This is a genomic window from Azonexus sp. (assembly GCF_030824335.1).
In the GTDB taxonomy this organism is placed as follows: Bacteria; Pseudomonadota; Gammaproteobacteria; order Burkholderiales; family Rhodocyclaceae; genus Azonexus.
Window position 1 is genome coordinate 172,097 of the sequence record NZ_JAVBXX010000019.1, and the last position, 24,135, is coordinate 196,231.

At 59.9% G+C, this 24,135-nt stretch carries 28 protein-coding genes; 20 read left to right on the top strand and 8 right to left on the bottom strand.

The features are described 5' to 3' along the window. Positions 1 to 15 precede the first annotated feature (15 nt). From RCI20_RS12965 to RCI20_RS13005, 9 genes are read left to right on the top strand one after another with little or no spacing between them, the layout of a single operon-like run. Entirely contained in the window at positions 16 to 1,815 is a 1,800-nt protein-coding gene (locus RCI20_RS12965) for a glutamine--tRNA ligase/YqeY domain fusion protein (protein ID WP_306606174.1), read from the top strand. 1 nt (position 1,816) lies between these two features. Continuing rightward, positions 1,817 to 2,005, top strand: a complete 189-nt coding sequence (locus RCI20_RS12970) for a hypothetical protein (RefSeq protein WP_306606176.1) — start codon at positions 1,817 to 1,819, stop codon at positions 2,003 to 2,005. Continuing rightward, positions 2,002 to 2,490, top strand: a complete 489-nt coding sequence (locus RCI20_RS12975; protein ID WP_306606178.1) for a nucleotidyl transferase AbiEii/AbiGii toxin family protein — start codon at positions 2,002 to 2,004, stop codon at positions 2,488 to 2,490. The genes RCI20_RS12970 and RCI20_RS12975 overlap by 4 nt, the downstream gene beginning before the upstream one ends. Beyond that, positions 2,480 to 2,680 carry a hypothetical protein gene (locus RCI20_RS12980; protein ID WP_306606180.1) on the top strand — a complete coding sequence of 67 codons (201 nt, stop codon included), beginning with the start codon at positions 2,480 to 2,482 and terminating at the stop codon, positions 2,678 to 2,680. Before RCI20_RS12975 ends, RCI20_RS12980 begins: the two co-directional genes overlap by 11 nt. After that, a complete protein-coding gene (locus tag RCI20_RS12985; protein WP_306606182.1) occupies positions 2,677 to 3,858 on the top strand; it encodes a class I SAM-dependent methyltransferase in 1,182 nt (393 codons plus the stop codon). Before RCI20_RS12980 ends, RCI20_RS12985 begins: the two co-directional genes overlap by 4 nt. After that, on the top strand, positions 3,855 to 4,682 hold the full coding sequence (gene pyrF, locus RCI20_RS12990; protein ID WP_306606184.1) for an orotidine-5'-phosphate decarboxylase: 828 nt from the start codon (positions 3,855 to 3,857) through the stop codon (positions 4,680 to 4,682). Before RCI20_RS12985 ends, pyrF begins: the two co-directional genes overlap by 4 nt. Positions 4,683 to 4,694: 12 nt before the next feature. Continuing rightward, the gene (locus RCI20_RS12995; protein ID WP_306606186.1) at positions 4,695 to 5,573 is read left to right on the top strand and encodes a neutral zinc metallopeptidase; all 879 of its coding nucleotides are present in this window, start codon (positions 4,695 to 4,697) and stop codon (positions 5,571 to 5,573) included. Positions 5,574 to 5,577: 4 nt separating this feature from the next. Beyond that, positions 5,578 to 6,123, top strand: a complete 546-nt coding sequence (locus tag RCI20_RS13000; protein WP_306606188.1) for a protein disulfide oxidoreductase — start codon at positions 5,578 to 5,580, stop codon at positions 6,121 to 6,123. After that, complete coding sequence (locus tag RCI20_RS13005; RefSeq protein ID WP_306606189.1) at positions 6,120 to 6,938, top strand: peptidoglycan DD-metalloendopeptidase family protein; 819 nt, start codon at positions 6,120 to 6,122, stop codon at positions 6,936 to 6,938. The genes RCI20_RS13000 and RCI20_RS13005 overlap by 4 nt, the downstream gene beginning before the upstream one ends. Positions 6,939 to 6,970: 32 nt before the next feature. Here the strand turns inward: RCI20_RS13005 and RCI20_RS13010 are convergent, their stop codons facing one another. Next, entirely contained in the window at positions 6,971 to 7,660 is a 690-nt protein-coding gene (locus tag RCI20_RS13010; RefSeq protein WP_306606190.1) for a DUF3334 family protein, read from the bottom strand. Positions 7,661 to 7,739: 79 nt separating this feature from the next. Between RCI20_RS13010 and RCI20_RS13015 the strand changes: the two genes are divergently transcribed. The 7 genes from RCI20_RS13015 (at position 7,740) to RCI20_RS13045 (ending at position 13,716) form a co-directional block, all read left to right on the top strand. Continuing rightward, positions 7,740 to 8,099: a hypothetical protein gene (locus tag RCI20_RS13015; protein WP_306606192.1), complete on the top strand. Its 360-nt coding sequence runs from the start codon at positions 7,740 to 7,742 to the stop codon at positions 8,097 to 8,099. Positions 8,100 to 8,424: 325 nt separating this feature from the next. Beyond that, positions 8,425 to 9,012, top strand: a complete 588-nt coding sequence (locus RCI20_RS13020) for a hypothetical protein (protein ID WP_306606194.1) — start codon at positions 8,425 to 8,427, stop codon at positions 9,010 to 9,012. A 7-nt stretch (positions 9,013 to 9,019) separates the two neighbouring features. Then, positions 9,020 to 10,159, top strand: coding sequence for an efflux RND transporter periplasmic adaptor subunit (locus RCI20_RS13025; protein ID WP_306606196.1), 1,140 nt, complete (start codon positions 9,020 to 9,022; stop codon positions 10,157 to 10,159). After that, positions 10,160 to 10,852: an ABC transporter ATP-binding protein gene (locus RCI20_RS13030; protein WP_306606198.1), complete on the top strand. Its 693-nt coding sequence runs from the start codon at positions 10,160 to 10,162 to the stop codon at positions 10,850 to 10,852. Continuing rightward, entirely contained in the window at positions 10,839 to 12,047 is a 1,209-nt protein-coding gene (locus RCI20_RS13035) for an ABC transporter permease (RefSeq protein WP_306606199.1), read from the top strand. The genes RCI20_RS13030 and RCI20_RS13035 overlap by 14 nt, the downstream gene beginning before the upstream one ends. 1 nt (position 12,048) lies before the next feature. Continuing rightward, positions 12,049 to 13,248 (top strand): ABC transporter permease, encoded by a 1,200-nt coding sequence (locus tag RCI20_RS13040; protein ID WP_306606200.1) that lies wholly within the window; start codon positions 12,049 to 12,051, stop codon positions 13,246 to 13,248. Between the two features lie 45 nt (positions 13,249 to 13,293). Next, the gene (locus RCI20_RS13045; RefSeq protein WP_306606201.1) at positions 13,294 to 13,716 is read left to right on the top strand and encodes a MaoC family dehydratase; all 423 of its coding nucleotides are present in this window, start codon (positions 13,294 to 13,296) and stop codon (positions 13,714 to 13,716) included. Between the two features lie 198 nt (positions 13,717 to 13,914). Here RCI20_RS13045 and RCI20_RS13050 read toward each other — a convergent pair whose 3' ends face one another. Further along, on the bottom strand, positions 13,915 to 15,168 hold the full coding sequence (locus RCI20_RS13050) for a pseudouridine synthase (RefSeq protein WP_306606202.1): 1,254 nt from the start codon (positions 15,166 to 15,168) through the stop codon (positions 13,915 to 13,917). After that, entirely contained in the window at positions 15,165 to 15,509 is a 345-nt protein-coding gene (locus RCI20_RS13055; RefSeq protein ID WP_306606204.1) for an FKBP-type peptidyl-prolyl cis-trans isomerase, read from the bottom strand. The genes RCI20_RS13050 and RCI20_RS13055 overlap by 4 nt, the downstream gene beginning before the upstream one ends. Before the next feature lie 141 nt (positions 15,510 to 15,650). Between RCI20_RS13055 and rplU the strand changes: the two genes are divergently transcribed. From rplU to proB, 4 genes are all read left to right on the top strand, one after another. After that, positions 15,651 to 15,962 carry a 50S ribosomal protein L21 gene (gene rplU / locus RCI20_RS13060; protein ID WP_306606206.1) on the top strand — a complete coding sequence of 104 codons (312 nt, stop codon included), beginning with the start codon at positions 15,651 to 15,653 and terminating at the stop codon, positions 15,960 to 15,962. 21 nt (positions 15,963 to 15,983) lie between these two features. Continuing rightward, on the top strand, positions 15,984 to 16,247 hold the full coding sequence (rpmA, locus tag RCI20_RS13065) for a 50S ribosomal protein L27 (protein ID WP_076092045.1): 264 nt from the start codon (positions 15,984 to 15,986) through the stop codon (positions 16,245 to 16,247). A 103-nt stretch (positions 16,248 to 16,350) separates the two neighbouring features. Then, complete coding sequence (gene cgtA, locus RCI20_RS13070) at positions 16,351 to 17,436, top strand: Obg family GTPase CgtA (RefSeq protein ID WP_306606209.1); 1,086 nt, start codon at positions 16,351 to 16,353, stop codon at positions 17,434 to 17,436. Then, a complete protein-coding gene (gene proB, locus RCI20_RS13075; RefSeq protein ID WP_306606211.1) occupies positions 17,433 to 18,551 on the top strand; it encodes a glutamate 5-kinase in 1,119 nt (372 codons plus the stop codon). Before cgtA ends, proB begins: the two co-directional genes overlap by 4 nt. Before the next feature lie 186 nt (positions 18,552 to 18,737). On the opposite strand, the gene RCI20_RS13080 is transcribed toward proB, so the two are convergent. From RCI20_RS13080 to trpE, 5 genes are all read right to left on the bottom strand, one after another. Beyond that, on the bottom strand, positions 18,738 to 19,778 hold the full coding sequence (locus RCI20_RS13080; RefSeq protein WP_306606213.1) for a porin: 1,041 nt from the start codon (positions 19,776 to 19,778) through the stop codon (positions 18,738 to 18,740). Between the two features lie 249 nt (positions 19,779 to 20,027). Further along, entirely contained in the window at positions 20,028 to 20,816 is a 789-nt protein-coding gene (gene trpC / locus RCI20_RS13085) for an indole-3-glycerol phosphate synthase TrpC (protein ID WP_306606215.1), read from the bottom strand. Continuing rightward, positions 20,813 to 21,841, bottom strand: coding sequence for an anthranilate phosphoribosyltransferase (gene trpD / locus RCI20_RS13090; protein WP_306606217.1), 1,029 nt, complete (start codon positions 21,839 to 21,841; stop codon positions 20,813 to 20,815). Before trpD ends, trpC begins: the two co-directional genes overlap by 4 nt. Next, a complete protein-coding gene (locus RCI20_RS13095) occupies positions 21,838 to 22,410 on the bottom strand; it encodes an aminodeoxychorismate/anthranilate synthase component II (protein ID WP_306606218.1) in 573 nt (190 codons plus the stop codon). Before RCI20_RS13095 ends, trpD begins: the two co-directional genes overlap by 4 nt. Before the next feature lie 9 nt (positions 22,411 to 22,419). Beyond that, positions 22,420 to 23,895 carry an anthranilate synthase component I gene (gene trpE / locus RCI20_RS13100; protein ID WP_306606221.1) on the bottom strand — a complete coding sequence of 492 codons (1,476 nt, stop codon included), beginning with the start codon at positions 23,893 to 23,895 and terminating at the stop codon, positions 22,420 to 22,422. Positions 23,896 to 24,135 lie beyond the last annotated feature (240 nt).

A 24,135-nucleotide genomic window follows, 5' to 3' on the forward strand; every position in this document is an offset into this window, starting at 1 on the left:
CCCGAACAGCCCTCCATGTCCAAAGATCATTCCGCTCCCGTCGCGCCAGCCGCCAATTTCATCAAAAACATCGTCGAGGCCGATCTGGCCGCCGGCAAACATGCCCAGCGTCACTGGGCCGGCCGCCCCGGTACGGCGGCTGACCACGCCGCTGCGCCGCTCGACCCGGCAAAAATCCGCACTCGCTTCCCGCCTGAGCCGAACGGCTACCTGCACTTCGGCCACGCCAAGTCCATCCTGCTCAATTTCGGCCTCGCCGAAGCTTACGGCGGCCGCTGCCACCTGCGCTTTGACGACACCAATCCGGAGAAGGAAGAACAGGAATACGTCGATGCCATCATCGACTCGGTCAAATGGCTCGGCTGTTCTTGGGAAGGCACTGGCGAAACCAATCTCTACCAGGCCTCCAACTATTTCGACTGGATGGCCCAGTTTGCCGAATACCTGATCTCGGCCGGCCACGCCTACGTGGACAGCCAGTCGCCAGACGAAATGCGCGCCAATCGCGGCACGCTGACCCAGCCGGGCAAGGATTCGCCTTTCCGCAGCCGGTCGACCGCAGAAAACATTGATCTATTCAAGCGCATGCAGGCCGGCGAGTTCCCCGATGGCGCACACATCCTGCGCGCCAAAATCGACATGGCCGCACCGAACATCAACCTGCGCGACCCGGCCATTTACCGCATCCGCCACGCCACGCACCACAACACTGGCGACAAATGGTGCATCTATCCGATGTACACCTTTGCCCACCCGATTGAAGACGCGCTGGAAAACATCACCCACTCGATCTGCACACTGGAATTCGAAGATCAGCGCCCGTTCTACGACTGGCTGCTCGAACGCCTGGCCGAGGGCGGCCTGCTGCAACGGCCCCTGCCGCAGCAGATCGAATTCTCGCGCCTTAACCTGACCTACGTCGTGCTGTCCAAGCGCAAGCTGATCCAACTGGTTGACGAAAAGCACGTCGATGGCTGGGACGACCCGCGCATGCCCACCCTGGTCGGCGCACGTCGGCGCGGCTACTCGGCCGATGGCTTCCGCCTGTTCATGGAGCGCGTTGGCGTAACCAAGAACGATTCGCTGATCGACTACGTGCTGTTCGAAGATGCGATGCGCGAAGTGATGAACGAATCCGACCAGCGCCGCATCGCCGTGCTCGACCCGGTCAAGCTGATCATCGACAACTACCCCGAGGGCCAGGTCGAGGAGTGCTTCGCGCCGAACCACCCGCTGCACCCGGAACTTGGCCAGCGTACCGTACCGTTCAGCCGCGAACTGTGGATCGAGGGCGAGGATTTCATGGAAGTACCGAGCAAGGGCTTCCGCCGCCTGTTTCCGGGCAACATGGCGCGCCTGCGTTATGGCTACGTGGTCGAATGCACCGGCTGCGACAAGGATGAAAACGGCAAGATTATTGCGGTCCACTGCAATTATTTGCCCGAAACCAAATCCGGCACGCCGGGCGCCGACAGCGTCAAGGTCAAGGGCAACCTGCACTGGGTCTCCGCCGGCCACGCCTATCAAGCCGAGATTCGCCTGTTCGACCGCCTGTTCAAGGTCCCCGCCCCCGGCGCCCGCCGCGAAGGCGACGCCCCCGATCTGGAGCGCGACTTCCTCGACGACCTGAACCCGGACTCGCGCCAGACCATCACCGCCCAGCTAGAAGCCTGCCTGAAGGATGCCCAACCGGAAGAACGCTTCCAGTTCGAACGCCACGGCTACTTCGTTGCCGACCGCGTGGATTCGAAACCGGGTGCACCGGTGTTCAACCGGACGGTGACCTTGAAGGATTCGTGGGGCAAGGCAGGCTGACATGGCCGGTAGCTGGGGTTGTCCGCACGAGGTGGCTGATCGCTGTAGCAAGATCAACCACCTGCCGTGCAATCCGGGCATGAAAGGCTGCGAACTTGCCGGTCGCTACCGCTTCGTCGACGAAAGCAAGAACGAACGCTACTGGGAAAAGAAGGCACGCGAGCAGTCGGCCAAGGAAGGCAAAAAATGATCTACCTCGACCTGTTTCAGGCGCTACACGATCACAAAGTGCGTTACTTGCTCGTTGGCGGCTTGGCCATGAACCTCCATGGCGTCCCGCGCATGACCATGGATGTCGATCTCGTACTGCTGATGGACGAGGAAAATCTTGACCATTTTATTAGTTGTGCCCAGAAGCTGAATCTTGAACCGGTCGCGCCAGTAAAGCTCTCGGCCATCAAGGACCCCGAACAGCGGCGAATCTGGCGGGAACAAAAGCACATGATTGCTTTTGGCTTACAGAACAATCAAGCGAGCATACCGACCATGGTCGATATCTTGATTGCACCAGCCCTCGATATCGAAAATGCCTTTTCACGCGCCATCATCCGTGACCTAAATGGCTTGCCTGTTTCCCTAGCGGCAATTGACGACATGATTGCGCTCAAGTCGGGCACCGGGCGCCAACAGGATGAAAGCGATATCGAACATCTGGAGCGGATTCGTGCCTGCTGACACACCACAATCTCCCGGCGGCTTCCGCTACTACGTCAGTGACGAACAACTTGCCGCCTTCGGCCGCATGACGGCAATGCAACGTCTCGAATGGGTCGAAGCTGCACGAGAATTTTCCTGGCTGGGGCAGTCTGAGGAAAGCCGAGCCCGTTATCAGCGTTTACGCGAAGGCAAACCAATCCAGGCATGACACGTAACGTCGAACAACTCGGCCAGGTCTTCACCCCGCCCAACGTGGTGGCGTTCATGCTTGATCTCTGCCAGAACACCGGCCGGGTGCTGGAGCCATCGGCCGGGGATGGGGCTTTTTTTGCTGAGTTGCAAACGCGGCGCAAGGATTGCGTTGGCATCGAGTACGACCGGCAAGTCGCGCCGACGGGCGTTCTGGTCCAGGATTTCTTTGCTTATCCGACGACCGAGCAGTTCGATACCATCATCGGCAACCCGCCTTACGTGCGTTTTCAGGATGTTGCGGTCGACACCAAAAAAAGACTGAAATCCGGGCTGTTCGATGCGCGCAGCAACCTGTTTCTGTTCTTCATCGAAAAGTGCATCCGCCACCTGAAGCCGGGCGGCGAATTGGTCTTCATCGTGCCGCGCGAATTCATCAAGCTGACCGCTGCCAAAAAACTCAATGCCTGGCTCTACGCACAGGGCAGCATCACACATTTTTATGAAACTGGTGACGTGCGCATCTTCGGTAAGCACACACCTAACTGTGCCATTTTCCGCTTCGAAAAAGGCCGCTTCGACCGGCGCATGGCCGATGGCCGGACTTTCACCGAAGTCGATGGCCAGTTGATGTTCCTGCGCGACAACCACGCGATCAAGTTTTCCGATGTGTTCACCGTCCGGGTCGGCGCCGTTTCCGGGGCGGACAAGATTTTTACGCATCCCAAGGGCAACATGGAGTTCGTCTGCTCGAAGACCGTGGAAACCGGCGAAACCCGGCGCATGTTCTACAACATGAAGCACCCGCACCTGGACAAGCACAAGACCGAACTGCTCGCCCGTCGTGTCACCACTTTCGACGAAAGCAACTGGTGGCAATGGGGCCGCGCCTGCCCGCTCAACGATCACCCGCGTATTTACGTCAATGGCCGGACGCGCAAGCCGGAACCTTTCTTCCTGCACGATTGCCACAGCTTCGACGGTTCGATCCTGGCACTGTTCCCCCGGAACCAGCGCATCTCGCGCCGTGAACTGATCCGCTGCATGATGCTGCTGAACAAGGAAGTCGATTGGCAGCAACTTGGCTTCGTCTGCGACGGACGTTTCATCTTTACCCAGCGCAGCCTGCAAAACTGCCTGCTGCCCGACCAGTTTTCCCAATTTCTCCCGTCTGATCCGAAAAAGGACGCTGCATGACCTTTACCCAAACGCTCGCCGCCGCCTGGCAGAAAAACAACTCGCTGCTCTGCGTCGGCCTCGATCCCGACCCGGCCAAATTCCCGGCACACCTGCACGGTCGCGATGATGCGATTTTCGAATTCTGCAAGGGCATCGTCGATGCCACCGCCGACCTCGCCTGTTCGTTCAAGCCGCAGATCGCCTACTTCGCCGCCCGCCGGGCTGAAGATCAACTGGAAGCGCTGATCGCCCACATTCACGAGAAACATCCGGGCATTCCAGTGATTCTCGATGCCAAGCGCGGCGATATCGGCTCGACCGCCGAGCAGTACGCTATCGAAGCCTTCGAGCGCTTCCAGGCTGACGCGGTCACGGTCAACCCCTATATGGGCCGCGATTCGGTCGATCCCTACCTGGCTTACCCGGACAAGGGCGTCATCCTGCTCTGCCGCACCTCGAATGCCGGCGGCTCCGACCTGCAGTTCCTCGACGTCGGCGGGGAGAAGCTCTATGAGCGCGTCGCCCGCCTGGCCGCCGAACAATGGAATACGACCGGCCAGATCGGGCTGGTGGTCGGCGCCACCTTCCCGGCCGAAATCGCCCGTGTGCGTGAAATCGTCGGCGACATGCCGCTGTTAGTGCCGGGCATCGGCGCGCAGGGCGGCGACATCGAAGCGACGGTCAACGCCGGGAAAACAGGAAAAAATGCGACAGTAAAAGCCAGCGGCCTGATGATCAACTCGTCGCGCGCCATCCTGTACGCCGGCAAGGATGAAAATTTTGCCGCCGCGGCTCGCCGGGTCGCACTCGAAACCCGCGACGCAATCAACCTTTACCGGTAAAGGACGCACAGCATGCGCATGGATGACCACCGCGAAAGCGACAACATCGAAGACCGCCGCGGCCAACGCAGCAGCGGTGGCGGCCTGCGCCTGGGCGGCGGACGGATGGGTCTGGGCACCATTGCCATCGCGCTGGTGGCCAGCTACTTCCTCGGCATCAATCCGCTGACCGTACTCAACATGCTGAGCGGTGGCGACATGCCGGCCATCGAGCAAAGCGCGACTAGCGCCAGCCGACCACCGGCGAACGACGAGACGGCAATTTTCGTCTCGAAAGTCCTGGCCTCGACCGAAGACACCTGGAACGAAGCTTTTCAGCGCATGGGCAAGCAATACCAGGAGCCTAAACTGGTCCTCTTTTCCGACGTAACGCCGACCGCCTGCGGGACCGGGCAGTCGGCGATGGGGCCGTTCTATTGCCCGGGCGACCAGAATGTGTACATCGACCTGACCTTCTTCCGCGAACTGAAGGATCGTTTCAAGGCGCCGGGCGAATTCGCCCAGGCCTACGTCATCGCCCATGAAGTCGGCCATCACGTACAGAACCTGCTGGGTATTGCCGACAAAATTCATCAGACCCAGCAGCGGGTCGGCAAAGCGGAAGCCAACGCGCTGTCCGTGCGCATGGAATTGCAGGCCGACTGTCTGGCCGGCGTCTGGGGCAAGCGCACCGACACGATGCAGAATGTGCTCGAGCCGGGCGACCTCGAAGCTGCGTTGACCGCCGCCTCGGCCATCGGCGACGACCGCCTGCAGCAACAGACGCAAGGCCGCATCGTGCCGGAAAGCTTCACCCACGGCAGTTCGGCACAGCGCATGCGCTGGTTCAAGCGCGGCTTCGAATCGGGCGACATGAATCAGTGCAACACCTTCAACACGAAACAATTGTGAGCCAATGAGCAAGCTTCCCGCGCCACGCAAAACCTCACGCTGGCGCCGCTGGATACTGGAAATTGTCATCTTCACTGCCCTCTTCATCGGCTTCCAGATGTGGCAATTGCGCGATACGACACGCGGCCCGCTGCCACACTTCCACGGTCCACTGCTCGATGGCAGCCGTTTTGATTCCGCCGCCTGGCGGCGTCAGCACCCTGACCGGGCGCTCCTGATCTACTTCTGGGCCGACTGGTGCCCGATCTGCAAGACCACCGCCGCCAGCGTTTCCAGCCTGGCCGAAGACCAAGTGCTGATCACCATCGCCACGCAAAGCGGTGATGCCGCCGCGCTCAGCCGCTTCATGAGCGAAAACGGCTACCGCTGGCCGACACTCAACGACCCGCAAGGCATTTTCATGAAAACCTTCGGCATTCCTGGCACGCCAGCCTTCGTCATCATCGCGCCAGACGGCAACATCCGTTTCGTCACGGTGGGTTACACCAGCGAAATCGGCCTGTGCCTGCGCTTGTGGTGGGCCAATCGGACCACAGGATCAAGTACGTGAAAAAAACCATTTTTGCCCTCTGGCTGGCGTTGACCGCAAGTGTGGCCTGGGCCTTGCCGACGCATGCACCGGTACCCGGCGGGGTCGCCGTCATCGACCTCGGATCGAGCAGCAAGCCACGGCCACAGGCCGACTGGGATGGCCAGCCGCTGGCAGTCGTTGCCGAAAAAGGCCGCTGGTACGCACTGTTCGGCATTCCACTCGATGCCCTGCCGGTGCCACTGGAAATTCGCGTTTCAGGCCGGTCGACCGCAACAGCGGAAAGCATCAGCGTCCCTATCGGTAGCAAGAACTACCCGGAACAACGACTGACGATCAAGGAAAAACGCAAGGTCGAACCCGATCCGGACGATCTGGTGCGCATTGCCCGCGAAAAAGCCCACACCGAGCAGATCAAGCAGCGCTTCAGCGATGCCTTGCCCGATACCAATTTTGCCCGACCGGCCGATGGCCGCTTGTCGTCACGCTTCGGCCTGCGCCGCATTTTCAACGGCCTGCCGCGCAATCCGCACAGCGGACTGGATTTTGCCGCGCCCAGCGGCGCACCGGTACGCACGCCAGCGGCCGGCGTGGTGGTCGACACCGGCAATTATTTCTTCAACGGCAATACGGTGTTCATCGATCACGGACAAGGGCTGATCAGTGCCTACATGCACCTGTCGCGCATCGATGTACGCAATGGGCAGAAAATCGGCAAGGGCGAGCAGATTGGTGCAGTGGGTTCGACCGGCCGCTCGACCGGCGCACATTTGCACTGGACCGTCATTCTGAACAATACGGCGGTCGATCCGGAATTATTTCTGCCCCGGCCGTGAATTCATACGGAACCGGGGGCTGTTAGCCGGGATTACATACCCAGCGACTTGAGCAGGTCGTCGTGTTCGCTGGATTCTGCTTGCGCTGCCGGCTTGGCTGCATCACTACCCTTGTTAGCCTGGGCAATCAGCGCATCGGGATCGGTGATTTCCTGGGCATCGAAATCAAACAATTTGATGAACTCGGTACGGTCGATGGCCATTTCCAGATAGAAAATGTTGTTCCGTGCGGTAAAGAACGTAACCCGACGGGCTTCCGGCTTGTCGAGATTGGCGTCCACGCTCAACATCACCTGCTTGTTGAGAACCAGCATCTTAGGCTGATTCTGCGTGATATGCGTCTGCAACTCGCGCGACACCTTGCCGGTAAAGTTGCCGACGATCTGGTTCATCAATTCGCCCATGACGTTGCTCACTTCATCGGCCGTATGCGAAGTCGCCAGGTCTTCCTTGGCCATCGCCATGCTCAGCATGTAGGTTTCGTACAACTCCATCGCCGCCTGTGCCGAGAAGTTGATCACCACCAGCCCGGAGAAGCCACCATCGAACAGCACAAAACAGCCGATATCCGGCTTCAGGCAGGTCTTGGTGATCCGCTGCACCATGCCGGAATAGCGAATCTGGGTCTGGGTCGCGACACTCAGGACATCGGTTACTGAATTGCACAGGCTCATCAGGATGTCTTCAGTCCCATAAACGGTGGGATTTTCTTTTGCGTTCATAATTTTCGCCAAATCAAGCAGGAAAGAATGCCCGCATATATATCACAGTCCCGCAGCATGTCGCTGGGTCAGGAGATATTTGCGCAATTTATCCGGACGTGATTCATTACCCGGCATGGCAGAACAAATCATTCACCTCCACCAGGCGGCCCCCGCCAAGCCGGCCGAAGGTGCCGTATGCAACGGCTGCGGCGTGTGCTGCGCGCTGGATACCTGCCCGGTCGGCCGCCTGCGCTTCCTGCAGATCAAGGGGCCCTGCCCGGCCTTGGCATGGTCGGACGAAACACAGCGTTATCACTGCGGCCTGCTACTTGATCCTGGTGCGTATTTCCCTTACTTGCCGGCTGGCGGGAAAAAGTTGGCAAGCCGCCTGCTGGCGCGTTGGATTTCGGCCGGCAGCGGCTGCGATTGCAGCGCTGAAACGCTAGCCGAATCCTGAAAGCGAGAAGCCCATGTTGTTGAGACATGGGCTTCTGTTGCAGCAACCCTGACCACGGTCAGGGAAATCGGCTTACGCCGTTTGTGGAGGACTACACGGTAATCTCAAGAACTGCTTCCTTTGACAACAACCATAGAATCTCCTTCAACGCAGCATTCACTGCCACTGAATGTCGAGCTTGCTGCACACTCGACACGGGCTCAGCTTAGCACTTTGAAAATAAAAAACCACCTTGTTTTTCCGGCCGGAAAAAATAAACACTGGCGGTTGGTCAAACGCTGCCAATCGGCGAGAATGATGGAATTCGCACCATTCCAATCGGATCATGGACAACCTGATCAAGGGTACTGCAACGCTGGAATTGTTCTGCTGGCTTGATCCCGCTGCGGATCTGCCGGGCTGGGACATTCTGAAGGGCAGTCCGTTCGGTGCCACGCTGGCGGCGCCGGAAGGCAATGCCCCGAGCGCAGGCGATCAGTTGCTCTCGGTGCGCAATTACTTTGCCGAATACCACCTCGAATTTTTCCGCCAGCGCCGCTACAACCATCTGCCCAGTCGCCTGCATGCAATGCTGCAGTTCGCCACGCGCATCGATGCCATGGCTTTTCGCGACAAGCACCCTGAACGCGTGTTTGGCAAAAACCTCTCCTGCGCGCGCAGCAAGAATGCCTACCTGTGCTCGTTTCACGATGCGAGCTGGCTCGACTATCTGCGCTTGCCGCATAGTCTGTCCTTGTCCGCACTCGATGAGGTTGCGCACTATTATTGGTCGGGGAAGACCGTTGAAGACGTCGGCCTGACTTTCATGAACGAACCCTGGCGAGAAGTCCCCGTCATCGAAGCGCTCTATCAAGGCACCCTGGAGCCCGTCCAGGACAACGAACCCTCCGGGTGGCTCCCCGGTTTCCGTTAGGACACTCATGCGTCGCATCGTCATCATCGCGCTCATTCTCGCCGTACTGGCCGGAGCAGGTTTCTGGTTCACTCGGGAGAAGGCAGTTTCCGTCCTGCTCACCGAGGTTGCCACCGGCACCGTCGAAGCGACGCTGGCCAATACCCGCGCCGGCACCGTCGAAGCCTGCCAGCGCACCAAGCTGTCGACGATTGTCGGCGGGCGCATCGAATACCTCGGCGTCAAGGAAGGCGACAAGGTGAAGCAGGGACAATTGCTGCTGAAATTGTGGAACGACGATCAGCAGGCCAACTCGGCGCTGGCTGCCGCGCAGGTCGCGCTGGCCGGCAAACGCAGCGAGGAAGTGTGCATTGCTGCGGTCAACGCGGAAAAAGAAGCAAAAAGACAGGCTGAACTGCAGCAAAAAGGCTTCGTCTCGCCCAGCCGCGAAGAAGCCGCGCGAACCGAGGCGGCAGTCCGTCGGGCGTCCTGCGACACGGCCAAGGCGGATATCGCGCAGGCCGAGGCCAAGCTCAAGTCCACCCGCGTCGAGCAGGGGCGCGTTGCGCTCTATGCGCCATTCGACGGCATTGTCGCCAAGATCGTCGGCGAATTGGGCGAATACTCGACCCCGTCGCCCCCCGGCGTGCCGACGCCACCGGCCATCGACCTGATCGACGATTCCTGTCTCTACGTCAATGCGCCGATGGACGAAGTCGATGCGCCCAAAATCAGCGTCGGCCAGACGGTACGCATCACGCTCGACGCCCTGCCCGGCCAAACCCTGCCCGGCACGGTCAAACGTGTCGCACCTTATGTTTCAGCGGTGGAAAAGCAGGCCCGCACAGTCGACATCGAGGTCGATTTCACCCAGCCGGAAAACACCGGCAAGCTGCTGGTTGGCTATAGCGCCGATGTCGAGATCATCCTGCAGCGCCGGGAAAACGTGCTGCGCATCCCGAGCGCCAGCATTCTGGAAGGCAACAAGGTGCTGGTACTCAAGGAGGGCAAGCTGGAAGCCCGGAGTATCAAGACCGGCATTGCCAACTGGCAGCACACCGAGGTCAGCGAAGGCTTGCAGGCGGGCGAACGCATCGTCACCTCGCTGGAGCGGGCTGGCGTCGTGGCCGGCGCCAAGGCCGTGCAGGACGAAAAAGTGGCCAAATAGATGGCCTTGATCGAACTTTCCGGCATCGAACGCCGCTTCCTGCTCGGTGATACCACGGTCAACGCGCTGGCCGGGCTGAATTTGTCCATCGCCGCCGGTGAATACGTTGCCGTAATGGGGCCATCCGGCTCGGGCAAATCGACGCTGCTCAATCTGCTCGGCCTGCTCGACCGTCCCAACGCGGGCAGCTACCGGCTTGAAGGGCGCGATGTCACGACACTGAGCGCCGACGAACAGGCCACAGTGCGCAGTCTGCGCATCGGCTTCGTCTTCCAGAGTTTTCATCTGGTGCCACGGTTGAGTGCGGCGGAAAACATCGCGCTGCCGATGATGCTGGCCGGCATCGCACCGGCCGAGCGCAAGCAGCGCGTCAGCCAGGCCTTGATCAATTTCGGGCTGGAAAACCGCGCCGACCACAAGCCGGACCAACTCTCCGGCGGGCAACGCCAGCGCGTCGCCATTGCCCGCGCCACCATCATGCAGCCCGCCTTGATCCTGGCCGACGAACCGACCGGCAATCTCGACCGCCATACCGGTGACGAAGTGGTCAACCTGCTTGAAGCGCTCAACGCCAGCGGCGTCACGCTGGTTGTCGTCACGCACGACCAGCGCATGGGCGCCCGCGCCCGCCGGCAGCTCGTCATGGAAGACGGCCGCCTGAAATTCGACAGTGCCGTAGATGCGGCTGTCTGACACCCTGCGCTTCGCCCGCGATGCGGCGACCGGTTATCCGATGCGCACTGCACTATCCGTGTTCGCCATGGCCATCGGCGTTGCCGCCGTCGTCTTGCTGACGGCGCTGGGCGATGGCGCCAGACGCTATGTCGTGGGCCAGTTTTCTGCCCTCGGCACCAACCTGGTCATGGTCTTGCCCGGCCGTACCGGCACCGGCGGCTTCAATCCGGCCACCGCCATCACCAGCACGCCGCGCGATCTTACGGTCGACGATGCGGCAGCGGTCAAAAGAGCAACTTCGGTACTGCGCGTGGCACCGCTGCTCGTTGGCACATCGGAAATCAATTTTGCCGGGCGCCTGCGTGAAGTCATGGTCGCCGGCACCGTGGCGGATTACTTTGCCATTCGCGATTTCCAGGTGGCGCAAGGCGACATCCTGCCCGATGAGGACTGGAACCGTGGCGCGTCGGTTGCTGTCATCGGCAACAAGATACGCCAGGAATTGTTCGGCAACACGCCAGCGGTTGGCCAATTGGTGCGCATCGGCGACCGGCGGGTGCGGGTGATCGGCGTGCTCAAGTCAACCGGCCAAGGGTTGGGCATGAATACCGACGAACTGGTCATCGTACCGGTTTCGCTGGCCCTGTCGATGTTCAACACCAATACGCTGTTCCGGGTTCTGGTCGAGGCGCGCAATCGCGAACTGATTCCGCAAGCCAAGGAGCAGACGCTGGCGATCATCAAGCAACGCCATCGCGGCGAGGAAGACATCACGGTGATCACCCAGGATGCGGTGCTCGCCACCTTCGACAAGCTGCTCGGTGCGCTGACTCTGGCGGTCGCCGGCATTGCCGCGATCAGTCTGGCGGTGGCCGGCATTTTGGTGATGAACGTGATGCTCGTCGCGGTCACCCAGCGCACCGGCGAAATCGGACTGCTCAAGGCGCTCGGCGCACCGGCCCGGACCATCCGCTTGGCCTTCCTCAGCGAAGCAGCGATGCTGTCGGCGGTCGGTGCGCTACTCGGCTACCTGCTCGGCCAACTCGGTGCCTTCATCCTGCGCCAGATTTTTCCGGTATTCCCGGCGTATCCGCCTGACTGGGCGGTCATCGCCGGCCTCGGTACGGCCATCGGCACCGGTTTGCTGTTCGGCTTCCTGCCGGCCCGCCGCGCCGCCCGGCTCGATCCAGTGCAAGCCTTGATGAAGCACTGAGATGCTGCTAACCGACGCCTTGCAACTCGCCAGCCGCGCCGTCACCGCACAGCGTCTGCGCAGCTTCCTGACGCTGCTCGGCATTGCCGTCGGCATTGCGTCGGTCATCCTGCTGACCTCGATCGGCGAAGGCATTCATCGTTACGTGCTGGGCGAGTTCACCCAGTTCGGCACCAACGTGGTCAGCGTTGCGCCGGGCAAGACCAAAACCGGCGGCGCGCCGTCGGGACTACCTTCGAGCGCACGCCCCTTGACGCTGGAAGATGCCACATCGCTCAAGCACCTGCCCGGCATCGTCGCGGTGACACCCAATGTACGCGGCAACGCCGAGGTTCATGGCAACGGACGCACGCGACGCACACTGATTTCCGGGGTCAACGCCGATTCTGCCGTGGTTTTCAAGTTGACCGCAAAAAGCGGCCAATACCTGCCGGATGACGATGGTGCCAATGCCCGCGCTTTCGTCGTGCTGGGTGCCAAGCTGAAAGATGAATTGTTCGGGGTGGACAACGCGCTCGGCCAGCGGGTACGCATCGGCGGTCTGCAATTCCGGGTGATTGGCATCATGGCTGCGAAAGGGCAGTTTCTCGGCATCGATCTCGACGACGCCGCTTTCATTCCAGCCGGTCGCGCCCAGGAGTTGTTCAATCGCGAAGGGGTCGATGAAATCAATATCGCCGCTGCCGCGGGCATCCCATCCAGCAAAGTGGCCGAGAACATCCGTCGCCACCTGATCGAACGCCACGGGCGCGAGGATTTCACCATCGTCACCCAGGAAGAAATGCTGAAAACGCTGTCCAACATCCTCAATGTACTGACCATGGCGGTCGGCGCGCTGGGTGGCATTTCACTGCTGGTCGGCGGTGTCGGCATCGTCACCATCATGACCATCGCGGTCAGCGAACGCACCAGCGAGATCGGCCTGCTGGTCGCGCTGGGCGCCCGTCGGCGCACCATCCTCGGCTTGTTTCTCGGCGAAGCCATCGCGCTGTCCGCCCTGGGTGGATTGCTCGGCCTGCTGCTCGGAATCGGGCTGGCGCAGTTGATCCATCTGCTGGTACCGGCCTTGCCGGTGCATACGCCGATCAGTTTTGTGCTGCTGGCCGAAGCCCTTGCCATCAGCATCGGACTCGCCGCCGGCGTTCTGCCCGCCCGCCGGGCCGCACAACTCGACCCGGTTGAAGCATTACGGTCAGAATGACGTGCTAAAGTCTCGCCACAATTTTTTCAACTCAGGAAAACAGCCATGACCTATTACATCGACCAACTCGAACCCGGCATGTCCGCCAGCACCTCTAAGACCGTCACCGAAACCGACATCATCCTGTTCGCCGGCATCTCGACCGACGTCAACCCGGCTCACCTCGATGAGGAATACTGCAAGGGCACGATGTTCGGCACCCGCATTGCCCACGGCATGCTGTCCGCCGGCTTCATCTCGGCAACGCTGGCCAACAAGCTGCCCGGACCTGGCACCATCTACCTGTCGCAAACGCTGAAGTTCAAGGCACCGGTCAAGCCGGGCGACACCGTCACCGCAACCGTCACGGTGCGCGAAGTCAATGCCGCGAAGAATCGCGTCATTCTCGACACCGTGTGCACGGTCGCCGGCAAAACCGTCATCGAAGGCGAATGCCAGATGATGCCGCCGGTTCGCCCCGCCGCCTGATTTCTGCTCGCCAATGAAAAACGCCGGCCGGGTCGCCCCGCCGGCGTTTTTGTCTTCCTGATTACAGTTTTTAACGATTTCCTGCGTTCGACCGTGCGGCCAGCCTTTGTTTCTATGGTCCTAGGGCCAGCCCTTGTTTCTATGGTCCTAGGGCCAGCCCTTGTTTCTATGGTCGCAAAAACCGAACAATAATCCCGCTCAGAATGCCTCGTCAGCGCGCAGGAAACGCCACTGCCCCATCGGCAGGTCGCCCAGCCGCACACGACCGATACGCACGCGTTTCAAGCCGATGACCTGCAAGCCGACCAGTTCGCACATGCGACGAATCTGGCGCTTCTTGCCTTCCTTCAGGATGAAGTGAAGCTGATCCTCGTTGAGCTGCTTGACCCAGGCTGGACGCAGCGGTTTGCCGTCCAGTTCCAAGCCATGCTTCAACAAGTCCAGGCCATTCGGAATCATCTTGCCGGACACCCGGACCAAGTATTCTTTTTCCGCCTGACTATCGTCACCGACCAGCTTCCGTGCCACGCGACCATCGCTGGTCAGCACCAGCAAACCGGTCGAATCGATGTCCAGCCGACCGGCTGGCGCCAGACCGCGCAACATCCACGGCTTGAACTCCATGTCGCCCGACTGATGCATCTGTGTCTCGGCCGTAATCAGCGTCACCGCCGGAATACAACCCGGTTCCGGCTGACCGGAGACGTAACCGACAGGCTTGTGCAGCAGGATGGTGACCAGCTTGGCCTGATCCTTCTTGGCCTCGGTCGAGATGGTGATTTCGGCCGACGGATCGATCCGCGAACCCAGTTCGCAGACCTGTTCGCCATTGACGAAAACCCAGCCACGTTCGATCCACAAATCGGCCTCACGGCGCGAGCACATGCCACGCTCGGACATCACCTTGGACAGACGAGTCCCTTCGGGCGGCGGCCCGCTACGCACGAAGGGCACATGCGGTGTAGCCGATGCCTCCTTGCGCACCGGACGATCCGTACGCGGACGGTCGGTACGTGCCGGACGATCATCGCGAGCGGAATAATCCGACCGGTCAGCACGCACCGGTTTGGTCGTTGAAGCAGCCCGGCCGGCAGACTTTGCCCACGGGTTGTCAGACGACTTTTCAACGGCTTTGGCTGGTGGTAAATCGCGTTTCGACACCGGGCCACCGCGCAAAGGCTTGTGGCGCCCAGGGCGTTCTTCACGTGGCATATCCCGGCGCACACTCAAAGTACCTTCCGGCTTGGCCGGCGCAGGCGACGCTGGATCAGTCGATGGTGCGGGTCGTACCGGGCGCTGGGTCGGCGCACGAGCCGGCGCACTATCCGCCGAACTGTCGCCCAAATCAGGGCTCCGGTCAGACGCCGGCGTTTTTTCAGTTTTTTCGCCGTCGACCGCAGCAGCGGTGTCCGACTTGCGCCATTTGGCCCAGGGATCGTCGCCAGTACTCATTGGATATCGAGCAACTCAACCTCGAAAACCAGCGTCGCATTCGGCGGGATCACCCCACCTGCGCCGCGTGCACCATAGCCGAGTTGCGGCGGAATGGTCAGTTTGCGCGTGCCGCCGATCTTCATGCCTTGCACGCCTTCGTCCCAACCGGCGATCACGTTACGCTGACCGAGCGGAAACTGGAAGGGATCGTTGCGATCCTTGCTCGAATCGAACTTGCTGCCATCGGTCAGCCAGCCCGTGTAATGCACTGTGACGAAAGCGCCAGCGGTGGCTTCAGCGCCTGCGCCGACAACGGTATCTTCATAGACCAGCCCGGAGGCGGTGGTGATTTCAGCCATGGCGTTCTCCTCGTAAAGCGCGGCAGTTTATCACAGAGATGCGCACAAACCAGGCGACAAACCTTTGACTCACCGGGATTTTTCCGTATAATGCGCGGTTCTTTGTAGCACCTTTTTTGGTTTATTTTCGGAGTCCAACCCATGTATGCGGTCATAAAAACCGGCGGTAAGCAGTATCGCGTTACCAACGGTCTAAAATTTAAAGTAGAACAGATACCGGCAGACGTTGGCGCAGAAATTACCCTTGACCAGATCCTCATGGTAGGCGAAGGCGAGTCGGTAAAGATCGGCGCCCCCTTCCTTGCTGGCGCCACCGTCAAAGCAACCGTGCTGTCGCATGGCCGCCACGACAAGGTCCGGATCTTCAAGATGCGCCGTCGTAAGCACTACCAGAAGCGTCAGGGCCATCGTCAGAACTACACCGAACTGCGCATCGATTCGATCGCTGCCTAAGTTCAGACAAGGAGCTAACAAATGGCACACAAAAAAGCTGGCGGTAGTTCACGTAACGGCCGCGACTCACAAGCCCAACGACTGGGCGTCAAGCGCTACGGCGGTCAATTCGTCCTGGCTGGCAACATCATTGTTCGTCAGCGCGGCACCGAGTTCCACGCTGGCGAAAACGTCGGCATGGGCAAGGATCACACCCTGTTCGCGCTGAAGGATGGCACCATCCAGTTCGCCATCAAGGGCGAAAAGAAGCGCCGCACGGTTACCATCGTTCCGGCCGCTGAATAATTCAGCACCGCGGAATCGCAAAGCCCTATCCGCCGGATGGGGCTTTTTAGTTTATGCCACCAGATTCTGGTGGCGCATCCCTTGTGGATAAGAGGCGGAAAAAATGAAGTTCATCGACGAAGCAAAGATCTATGTCAAAGCCGGTGACGGCGGCAATGGCGCCGCGACTTTCCGCCGCGAAAAATACATCCCCATGGGTGGCCCGAACGGTGGCGACGGTGGTCGGGGCGGCAGTATTTTCCTGATTGCCGATTGCAACATCAATACGCTGGTCGACTATCGCTACACCCGGAAATTCATCGGCAAACGCGGCGAAAACGGCGGCGGCGCCGATCAATACGGCGCAGGCGGCGACGATATCATTCTGCGCATGCCGGTTGGAACCGTGGTTTCGGACGTCAATACCGGCGAAATCCTCGCCGACCTCGACGTACACGAAAAGAAGGTACTGCTGGCCAAAGGCGGCAAGGGCGGCCTCGGCAACATCCATTTCAAATCCTCGACCAATCGTGCGCCGCGCCAATGTACCAAGGGCGGCCAGGGCGAGGAATACGAATTGCAGCTTGAACTGCGCGTACTTGCCGACGTCGGCCTGCTCGGCCTGCCCAACGCCGGCAAGAGCACGCTGATCCGCGCCGTTTCGTCGGCCCGCCCGAAGGTGGCCGACTATCCATTTACGACGCTGCACCCGAATCTCGGCGTCGTCCGCGTCGATGCAGAAAAGAGTTTCGTCATGGCCGACGTACCGGGCCTGATCGAAGGCGCCGCCGATGGCGCCGGTCTCGGCATCCGCTTCCTGAAACACCTGCAACGCACGCGCATCCTGCTGCATCTGGTCGACATCGCGCCAATCGATCCGGATGCCGATCCGGTCAAGGACGCCAAGGCCATCGTTGGCGAACTGATCAAGCACGACCCGGCATTGGCCGACAAACCGCGCTGGCTGGTCCTGAACAAGCTGGACTTGATCCCGGAGGAGGATCGTGAAAAAGCCGTCAAGGATTTCCTCAAGGCCTACAAGAAAGCCACCAAATACGATGGCCCGGTTTTCCCGATCACCGCAATCAGTGGCGACGGCACCAAACCGCTGATCTACGCCATCCAGGAAGCCCTTGAGCAAATGGCCAAGCCGGTCATCAGCGACGATGAAGACGCTGTAGACAACGCTAGCCCCACCGAAGAAAAATGAGCCGAGATCGCCTGGCCTGCGCCAAACGCCTGGTCGTCAAGGTCGGCTCGGCGCTCGTTACCAACAATGGTAATGGTCTTGACCTGAAGGCCATCGATGGCTGGGCGCGGCAAATTGCCCAGCTGCGCGAACAAGGCCGGGAAATCATCCTGGTTTCCTCTGGCGCCGTCGCCTGCGGCGTACAACGCCTGGGCTGGGGGCGCCGGCCCAAGACCGTGCATGAAAAACAGGCTGCCGCAGCGGTTGGTCAGGCCGGACTGGTCGAAGTTTACGAAGCCGCCTTCAACAAATACGGCTTGCACACCGCCCAGATCCTGCTGACCCACGACGACCTCGCGGATCGCAAGCGCTACCTGAACGCCCGCGCCACGCTCGCTACGCTGCTTGAGCTCGGCGTTGTACCGATCATCAACGAAAACGATACGGTCATCACCGACGAGATCAAGTTCGGCGATAACGACACCTTGGGCGCACTGGTCGCCAACCTGATGGAAGCCGATGCGCTGATCATCCTGACCGACCAGAAGGGCCTGTACACCGCCGATCCGCGCAAGGATCCGGCGGCCACGCTGATTCAGCAAGCCACCGCAGGCGATCCAGCACTGGAAGCCATGGCTGGCGGCGCTGGTAGCCGGGTTGGCACGGGCGGCATGATCACCAAAATCATCGCTGCCAAGCGCGCTGCACGCAGCGGTGCCGATACGGTCATTGCCAGCGGACACGAGATTGACCCCATCACCCGCCTCGCCGCCGGGGAACCCGTCGGCACGCTGCTCGTCTCGCAAACCCCTCCGCTGGCTGCACGCAAACAATGGCTGGCCGACCACCTGCAACTCGCCGGTCGCTTGATTCTCGATAATGGTGCGGTCAACGCATTGAAATCAGGAAAAAGCCTGCTCCCCATCGGGGTAAAAAGCGTAGAGGGTGAATTCGAGCGCGGCGCCGCCGTCGCCTGCCTGACTGCCGATGGTAATGAAATTGCCCGCGGCCTGTGCAACTACGGCAGCGGCGAAGCCCGCCTGATTGCACGCAAAGCAACCATGGAAATCGAAGGCATCCTCGGTTATATCGAAGAACCGGAAATCATCCACCGGGATAATCTGATACTGACCTGAGCGCACACAGCCCACAGCAGGGGCCACTCCTCCGACCACCGCGCTTGAAGCCTCAAACATCAGCACACATAGCATGTGTGCTTTTTTATTGCGCAAACATCCCGAAAATCCCAAAACCCGACACAAACAAAAACGGCCACTCCGAAGAGTGACCGTTCTTGAGTATCTAAAACTAGCTAGGCTAGATTAGAAAGCGTGACGAACGCCCAGAGCGACGATCGAAGGATCTTTACCAGCGCCAACAGTCTGGAAGCCAGCAGCCAGATTCACGCCACCATCGTTAACAACGTGGGTGTAACCAGCGTAAGCCGTGGTGCGCTTCGACAGAGCGTGGGTGTAAGCAACGGTGTAAGCCGAGCTGTCAGCATTGTTGGCGGTGTCGATGCTGTTGCGAGCATACTGGCCGACAACGGTGCCCTTGGCGCCAACCGGAACAGCAACGGCCAGAGAAGCCTTGTCGTTACGGCTGAAACCGTCGGTCTTGTTGGTCTGGTAAGCACCGAAAACGGTAGCAACACCAAAGTTGTAAGAACCGGTAACACCATATTCAGTGCGCTTGTCGCCACCCAGAGCAACTTGATCGTTGTCGTCAGCGCGAGCGTAGGTCAGGTTCAGCTTCAGGCCGCCGTTGGCGTACTGAGCAGACAGCAGGTTGGCGTACACGTCGTCGGTGTTGGAGGAAGCAGCAGCTTCGGTAACACGAGCGTGGTTGTAAGCCAGAGTCAGACCGCTGAAGCTCGGCGAGATGTAGGCGAAAGCATTGTTGGCACGGCCGTTGCCGCCACAGGACAACAGGGCAGCAACGCCAACCTTGTTGTGTGCGTCGAGAGCGGAACCGGCGATCGGGCTGGTGGCGCAAGCGAAGTCATAGCCAGCGGTCTGCAGACGACCAGCAACAACGGTACCGAAACCGCCGGTCAGGCCGACGAATTGCTGACGGGCACCAGCAGAAGCACCGGTACCGATACCAACGTTGCTATCGACATCAACGCTGTATTCCAGGGTGAACAGAGCCTTCAGGCCGTTGCCCAGGTCTTCCACGCCCTTGAAACCGATACGGGAACCAGACAGGCCACCGGAGGTGACATTGTGCTGGGAACCCTGACCACCACCGAACGAGTAGGCGTAGCCGACGTCAGCAATACCGTAAACGGTAACATTGGATTGTGCGAAAGCTGCGGTAGAAGCCAGACCAGCGATGGCCAGAGCAATAATCTTCTTTTGCATCAGTAAATCTCCTTAGTGGTTAGTGTTTAACCGACCCAGAGAGCCGGTTAAGCTTTACCTCTCGGATCGAGAAGTTAAAGTCCATTGTCGCAAGCGTGTCTGCGATGCGGCAAGGCTTAATCCCGCGACAGAGTACTCAATCCGAATTAGTGTTGCATTCGCGCAACAAGACTCCCATTTACAAAAAAGCGGCCGGAGCCGCTTTCTCGAATTGCAAGGAATCGCTTGGGGCACAAGCCATCCAAAGACTCAGGCAAACAACCGCACCAACGCTTCACCTGGCTCAGTGGCACGCATGAATGCTTCACCTACCAAAAATCCGTGGACTTGATTTCTGCGCATCAAGGCGACGTCCTCGGCGCCCAGGATGCCGCTCTCGGTAATGACGATACGTCCGGCAGGGATACGCTCCAGCAGCCCCAAGGTCGTATCCAGGCTGACATCGAACGTCCGCAGATTGCGATTATTGATACCCAGCAACGGGGTCCGTAGCTGCAGTGCGGCATCCAGCTCTTCAGCATTGTGCACTTCAACCAGCACAGCCATGCCGTAATCCAATGCCTGCTGTTCCAGCGCCTGCATTTCCGACAGGCTTAGTGCCGCGGCGATGAGCAGGATGGCGTCGGCCCCCATCGCTCTTGCTTCGATGACTTGATAGCGGTCAACGATGAAATCCTTGCGTAAAACCGGCAGATTGCAGGCCGCGCGGGCGGCCTGCAGGTATTCCGGGGCGCCCTGGAAATATTGCCGGTCGGTCAGCACGGAAAGACAGGCAGCACCGTGTTCAGCATAACTTTTGGCAATATCGGCTGGCCGAAAATCGGCGCGAATAACGCCTTTGGATGGGCTGGCCTTCTTGATTTCGGCAATCACAGCGGGTTGACCGCAGGAAATCTTCTGGCGAATGGCGCCAACGAAGTCGCGCGTTGCCGATTGTGCTGCGGCCTCTGCCGCTAGAACAGCGAAGGGCTTCACGGCCAATCCCGCGGCGATTTCTTCGCGCTTGGTGGCGATGATTTTGTTCAGGATGTCGCTCATGCGCCCCCCAGTTTCTGCGTGCATTCAACGAAGTGCGCCAGCTTCGCCCGTGCTGCACCGCTGGCAATCGCCTCGCGCGCCTTGGCGATACCGTCGCCGATGCTGTCGGCGGCATTGGCGACGTACAACGCAGCACCCGCGTTCAGACAAACGATTTCACGCGCCGCCCCCGACTGGTTGTCGAGTGCGCCGAGCATCATGGCTTTGGATTCTTCCGCGCTACCGACACGCAGGTTGCGCAACGACATCATCTGCAAACCGAAATCTTCCGGATGCACTTCATACTCATGCACCGCGCCATCTTTCAACTCACCCACCAGGGTTGTTGCGCCGAGCGAAATCTCGTCGAGACTATCCTTGCCATGAACGACCAGCACGCGCTCCGCCCCGAGACGTTGCATCACGCGCACCAGAATGCCGACCAGATCAGGATGAAAAACCCCCATCAACGTATTCGGGGCGCCAGCCGGGTTGGTCAACGGCCCAAGAATATTGAACAGGGTGCGCACACCCATTTCACGGCGCACCGGTGCAACGTGCTTCATTGCGCTGTGATGGTTTGGTGCAAACATGAAGCCGATACCGCATTGTTCGATACAGGCAGCGACCCTTTCCGGCGCCAGATTGATATTGGCACCCAATGCTTCGAGCACGTCGGCACTGCCGGAACTGGAAGACACGCTGCGCCCGCCATGCTTGGCCACCTTGGCGCCGGCTGCAGCTGCAACAAAAATCGAGGTGGTCGAAATATTGAAGCTGTGCGCAGCATCGCCACCGGTCCCGACGATATCGACGAAATGCTTGTCGTAAGGCACCTTGACCGGCGTTGCCAGCTCACGCATGACGCTGGCCGCAGCAGCAATCTCGCCGACAGTTTCTTTCTTGACGCGTAGTCCGGTAACGATGGCAGCGATCATCACCGGCGACACCTCCCCGCCCATGATCTGGCGCATCAGCGAAACCATTTCGTCGTGAAAGATTTCGCGATGTTCGATAACGCGCTGAAGTGCCGCTTGCGGGGTCATTGCTTGTGCTCCTCGAGGAAGTTGTTCAACAGATCGTGGCCACGCTCGGTCAGGATCGATTCGGGATGGAACTGCACGCCCTCGACAGCCAGCGTCTTGTGACGCACGCCCATGATCTCGCCATCCTCGGTCCACGCGGTGATATCCAGACAATCCGGCAGGCTGGCACGCTCGATGGCCAGCGAGTGATAGCGGGTACAGGTCAGGGGATTCGGCAGGTTGCGGAAAACCCCTTCATTTTTGTGGTGGACCGGAGAAACCTTGCCGTGCATCAGCTTCTGCGCGTGCACAATGCGGCCTCCGAAAGCTTCGCCAATGGCCTGATGGCCTAGACAAACGCCAAGCAGCGGAATCTTGCCGGCGAATTCCTTGATTGCCGCCAGCGACACACCAGCCTGTGCCGGTGCGCAGGGTCCCGGGGAAATCACCAGGTATTGCGGCTGCAGGCGGGCAATTTCGTCCAGCGTGATGGCGTCGTTGCGGAAAACCTTGACCTCCTGCCCCAGTTCGCCGAAGTACTGGACGATGTTGTAGGTAAAGCTGTCGTAATTGTCGATCATCAATAACATGGCTATTCCTCAATCGATCCGGGTATCCAGGCCCTGCTCGGCCAGTTCGGCGGCGCGCAGCACGGCACGTGCCTTGTTTTGCGTTTCCTGCCATTCGGCATCGGGATTGGAATCGGCAACGATGCCGGCACCGGCCTGCACATGCAGCTTGCCGTCCTTGAGCACGGCGGTACGGATGGCAATCGCCAGATCCATGTCGCCATTGAAGCCGAGGTAGCCCACCGAGCCGGCGTAAATGCCGCGCTTGACCGGTTCCAGTTCGTCGATGATTTCCATTGCCCGCACCTTGGGCGCGCCGGAAACCGTGCCGGCCGGGAAAGTCGCTTTCAGCACATCGAGCGCATCGAGGTCACTTTCCAGCCGACCTTCGACGTTGGAAACAATGTGCATCACATGCGAGTAGCGCTCGATCAGCATGCGCTCGGTCAGCTTGACGCTGCCAATCTTGGCCACCCGACCACAGTCATTGCGACCCAGATCGAGCAATTGGGTATGTTCGGCCAGCTCTTTTTCGTCGGACAGGAGATCGGCAGCCAGCGCGGCATCTTCTTCCGGCGAAGCGCCGCGCTTGCGCGTTCCGGCAATCGGGCGAACGGTCACGCGATCACCTTCAAGGCGCACCAGAATCTCCGGCGAGGCACCGACGACGTGGTAATCCTCGAAATCAAAATAGAACATGTAGGGCGAGGGATTCAGGCTACGTAGCGTCCGGTACAAGGCCAGCGGGCTGGCGTGAAAAGGCTTGGTCATACGCTGCGACAGCACGACCTGCATGACGTCGCCTTCGGTGATGTAGTCCTTGGCCTTCTGCACCGCCTGCTTGAAAGCCGCCTCCCCAAACATTGAGACAGCAGGCTCGGAAGAAGCTGGCTGCTCGGCCGGAATCGTCACCGGCTGCCGCAATTTGGCCAGCAACTCCTTCAGACGCGCACGCGCTTTCTGGTATGCCCCGGGAAAACCCGGCTCGGCAAAGACAATCAGAGTCAGCTTGCCGGACAGATTGTCGACTACGGCAATTTCTTCGGACAGCAGCAACTGGATATCCGGCGTACCAATTTCGTCCGGCCGCTGCGTGCGCGTCAGGCGGGTTTCGACATAGCGAACGGTGTCGTAACCAAAGCAACCGACCAAACCACCGAGAAAGCGCGGTAATCCGGCCGCCGGAGGGGCCTTGAAACGCTTCATGTAGTCGCCGATGAAATCGAGCGGATTACTGTCGCTCGCCCGTTCGGCAATCCGGTTGCCGGTCAGGACCAGCACTTCGCTGCCTCTGACCACAATGCGCGTCGAGGAAGCCAGACCAATGATCGAGTAACGACCGAAACGCTCGCCCCCCTGCACCGACTCGAGCAAATAGGTAAACGGGCCGTTGGCCAGCTTGAGGTAGATCGACAGCGGCGTGTCGAGATCGGCAAACGTTTCCAGCGTGACGGGAATACGGTTGTAGCCTTGCGCGGCGAGCGCGTTGAATTCGGTTTCGGTCATGGAAAGCCTCGGCAATGACGGGAATGCTGCAAACTGGGCGCGCCAGCAAGTGGCGCCAAACGGACGAGTGGTTACGGACGCCAGGGGCGCCAACGAAGCTCGATTTTCCAGTTATGCGATGCGGTCATTTGGTCGGGAGGTCTGAAGGAGAGATCGGCCGGAGAATACGATAAGTTCGGCAGACGAAGCGCAGTCTAGCGCATGCACTTTGCTGCTGTCCAGCCGAAACACCAGCCGAAA

What these genes read in the sequence shown, in the direction of transcription:
- RCI20_RS12965 (WP_306606174.1), top strand. Translation starts at nt 16, where the DNA reads ATGTCCAAAGATCATTCCGCTCCCGTCGCGCCAGCCGCCAATTTCATC.
- RCI20_RS12970 (WP_306606176.1), top strand. Translation starts at nt 1,817, where the DNA reads ATGGCCGGTAGCTGGGGTTGTCCGCACGAGGTGGCTGATCGCTGTAGC.
- RCI20_RS12975 (WP_306606178.1), top strand. Translation starts at nt 2,002, where the DNA reads ATGATCTACCTCGACCTGTTTCAGGCGCTACACGATCACAAAGTGCGT.
- RCI20_RS12985 (WP_306606182.1), top strand. Translation starts at nt 2,677, where the DNA reads ATGACACGTAACGTCGAACAACTCGGCCAGGTCTTCACCCCGCCCAAC.
- pyrF (WP_306606184.1), top strand. Translation starts at nt 3,855, where the DNA reads ATGACCTTTACCCAAACGCTCGCCGCCGCCTGGCAGAAAAACAACTCG.
- RCI20_RS12995 (WP_306606186.1), top strand. Translation starts at nt 4,695, where the DNA reads ATGCGCATGGATGACCACCGCGAAAGCGACAACATCGAAGACCGCCGC.
- RCI20_RS13000 (WP_306606188.1), top strand. Translation starts at nt 5,578, where the DNA reads ATGAGCAAGCTTCCCGCGCCACGCAAAACCTCACGCTGGCGCCGCTGG.
- RCI20_RS13010 (WP_306606190.1), bottom strand. Translation starts at nt 7,660, where the DNA reads ATGAACGCAAAAGAAAATCCCACCGTTTATGGGACTGAAGACATCCTG.
- RCI20_RS13020 (WP_306606194.1), top strand. Translation starts at nt 8,425, where the DNA reads ATGGACAACCTGATCAAGGGTACTGCAACGCTGGAATTGTTCTGCTGG.
- RCI20_RS13025 (WP_306606196.1), top strand. Translation starts at nt 9,020, where the DNA reads ATGCGTCGCATCGTCATCATCGCGCTCATTCTCGCCGTACTGGCCGGA.
- RCI20_RS13030 (WP_306606198.1), top strand. Translation starts at nt 10,160, where the DNA reads ATGGCCTTGATCGAACTTTCCGGCATCGAACGCCGCTTCCTGCTCGGT.
- RCI20_RS13035 (WP_306606199.1), top strand. Translation starts at nt 10,839, where the DNA reads ATGCGGCTGTCTGACACCCTGCGCTTCGCCCGCGATGCGGCGACCGGT.
- RCI20_RS13040 (WP_306606200.1), top strand. Translation starts at nt 12,049, where the DNA reads ATGCTGCTAACCGACGCCTTGCAACTCGCCAGCCGCGCCGTCACCGCA.
- RCI20_RS13045 (WP_306606201.1), top strand. Translation starts at nt 13,294, where the DNA reads ATGACCTATTACATCGACCAACTCGAACCCGGCATGTCCGCCAGCACC.
- RCI20_RS13050 (WP_306606202.1), bottom strand. Translation starts at nt 15,168, where the DNA reads ATGAGTACTGGCGACGATCCCTGGGCCAAATGGCGCAAGTCGGACACC.
- RCI20_RS13055 (WP_306606204.1), bottom strand. Translation starts at nt 15,509, where the DNA reads ATGGCTGAAATCACCACCGCCTCCGGGCTGGTCTATGAAGATACCGTT.
- rplU (WP_306606206.1), top strand. Translation starts at nt 15,651, where the DNA reads ATGTATGCGGTCATAAAAACCGGCGGTAAGCAGTATCGCGTTACCAAC.
- rpmA (WP_076092045.1), top strand. Translation starts at nt 15,984, where the DNA reads ATGGCACACAAAAAAGCTGGCGGTAGTTCACGTAACGGCCGCGACTCA.
- cgtA (WP_306606209.1), top strand. Translation starts at nt 16,351, where the DNA reads ATGAAGTTCATCGACGAAGCAAAGATCTATGTCAAAGCCGGTGACGGC.
- proB (WP_306606211.1), top strand. Translation starts at nt 17,433, where the DNA reads ATGAGCCGAGATCGCCTGGCCTGCGCCAAACGCCTGGTCGTCAAGGTC.
- RCI20_RS13080 (WP_306606213.1), bottom strand. Translation starts at nt 19,778, where the DNA reads ATGCAAAAGAAGATTATTGCTCTGGCCATCGCTGGTCTGGCTTCTACC.
- trpC (WP_306606215.1), bottom strand. Translation starts at nt 20,816, where the DNA reads ATGAGCGACATCCTGAACAAAATCATCGCCACCAAGCGCGAAGAAATC.
- trpD (WP_306606217.1), bottom strand. Translation starts at nt 21,841, where the DNA reads ATGACCCCGCAAGCGGCACTTCAGCGCGTTATCGAACATCGCGAAATC.
- RCI20_RS13095 (WP_306606218.1), bottom strand. Translation starts at nt 22,410, where the DNA reads ATGTTATTGATGATCGACAATTACGACAGCTTTACCTACAACATCGTC.
- trpE (WP_306606221.1), bottom strand. Translation starts at nt 23,895, where the DNA reads ATGACCGAAACCGAATTCAACGCGCTCGCCGCGCAAGGCTACAACCGT.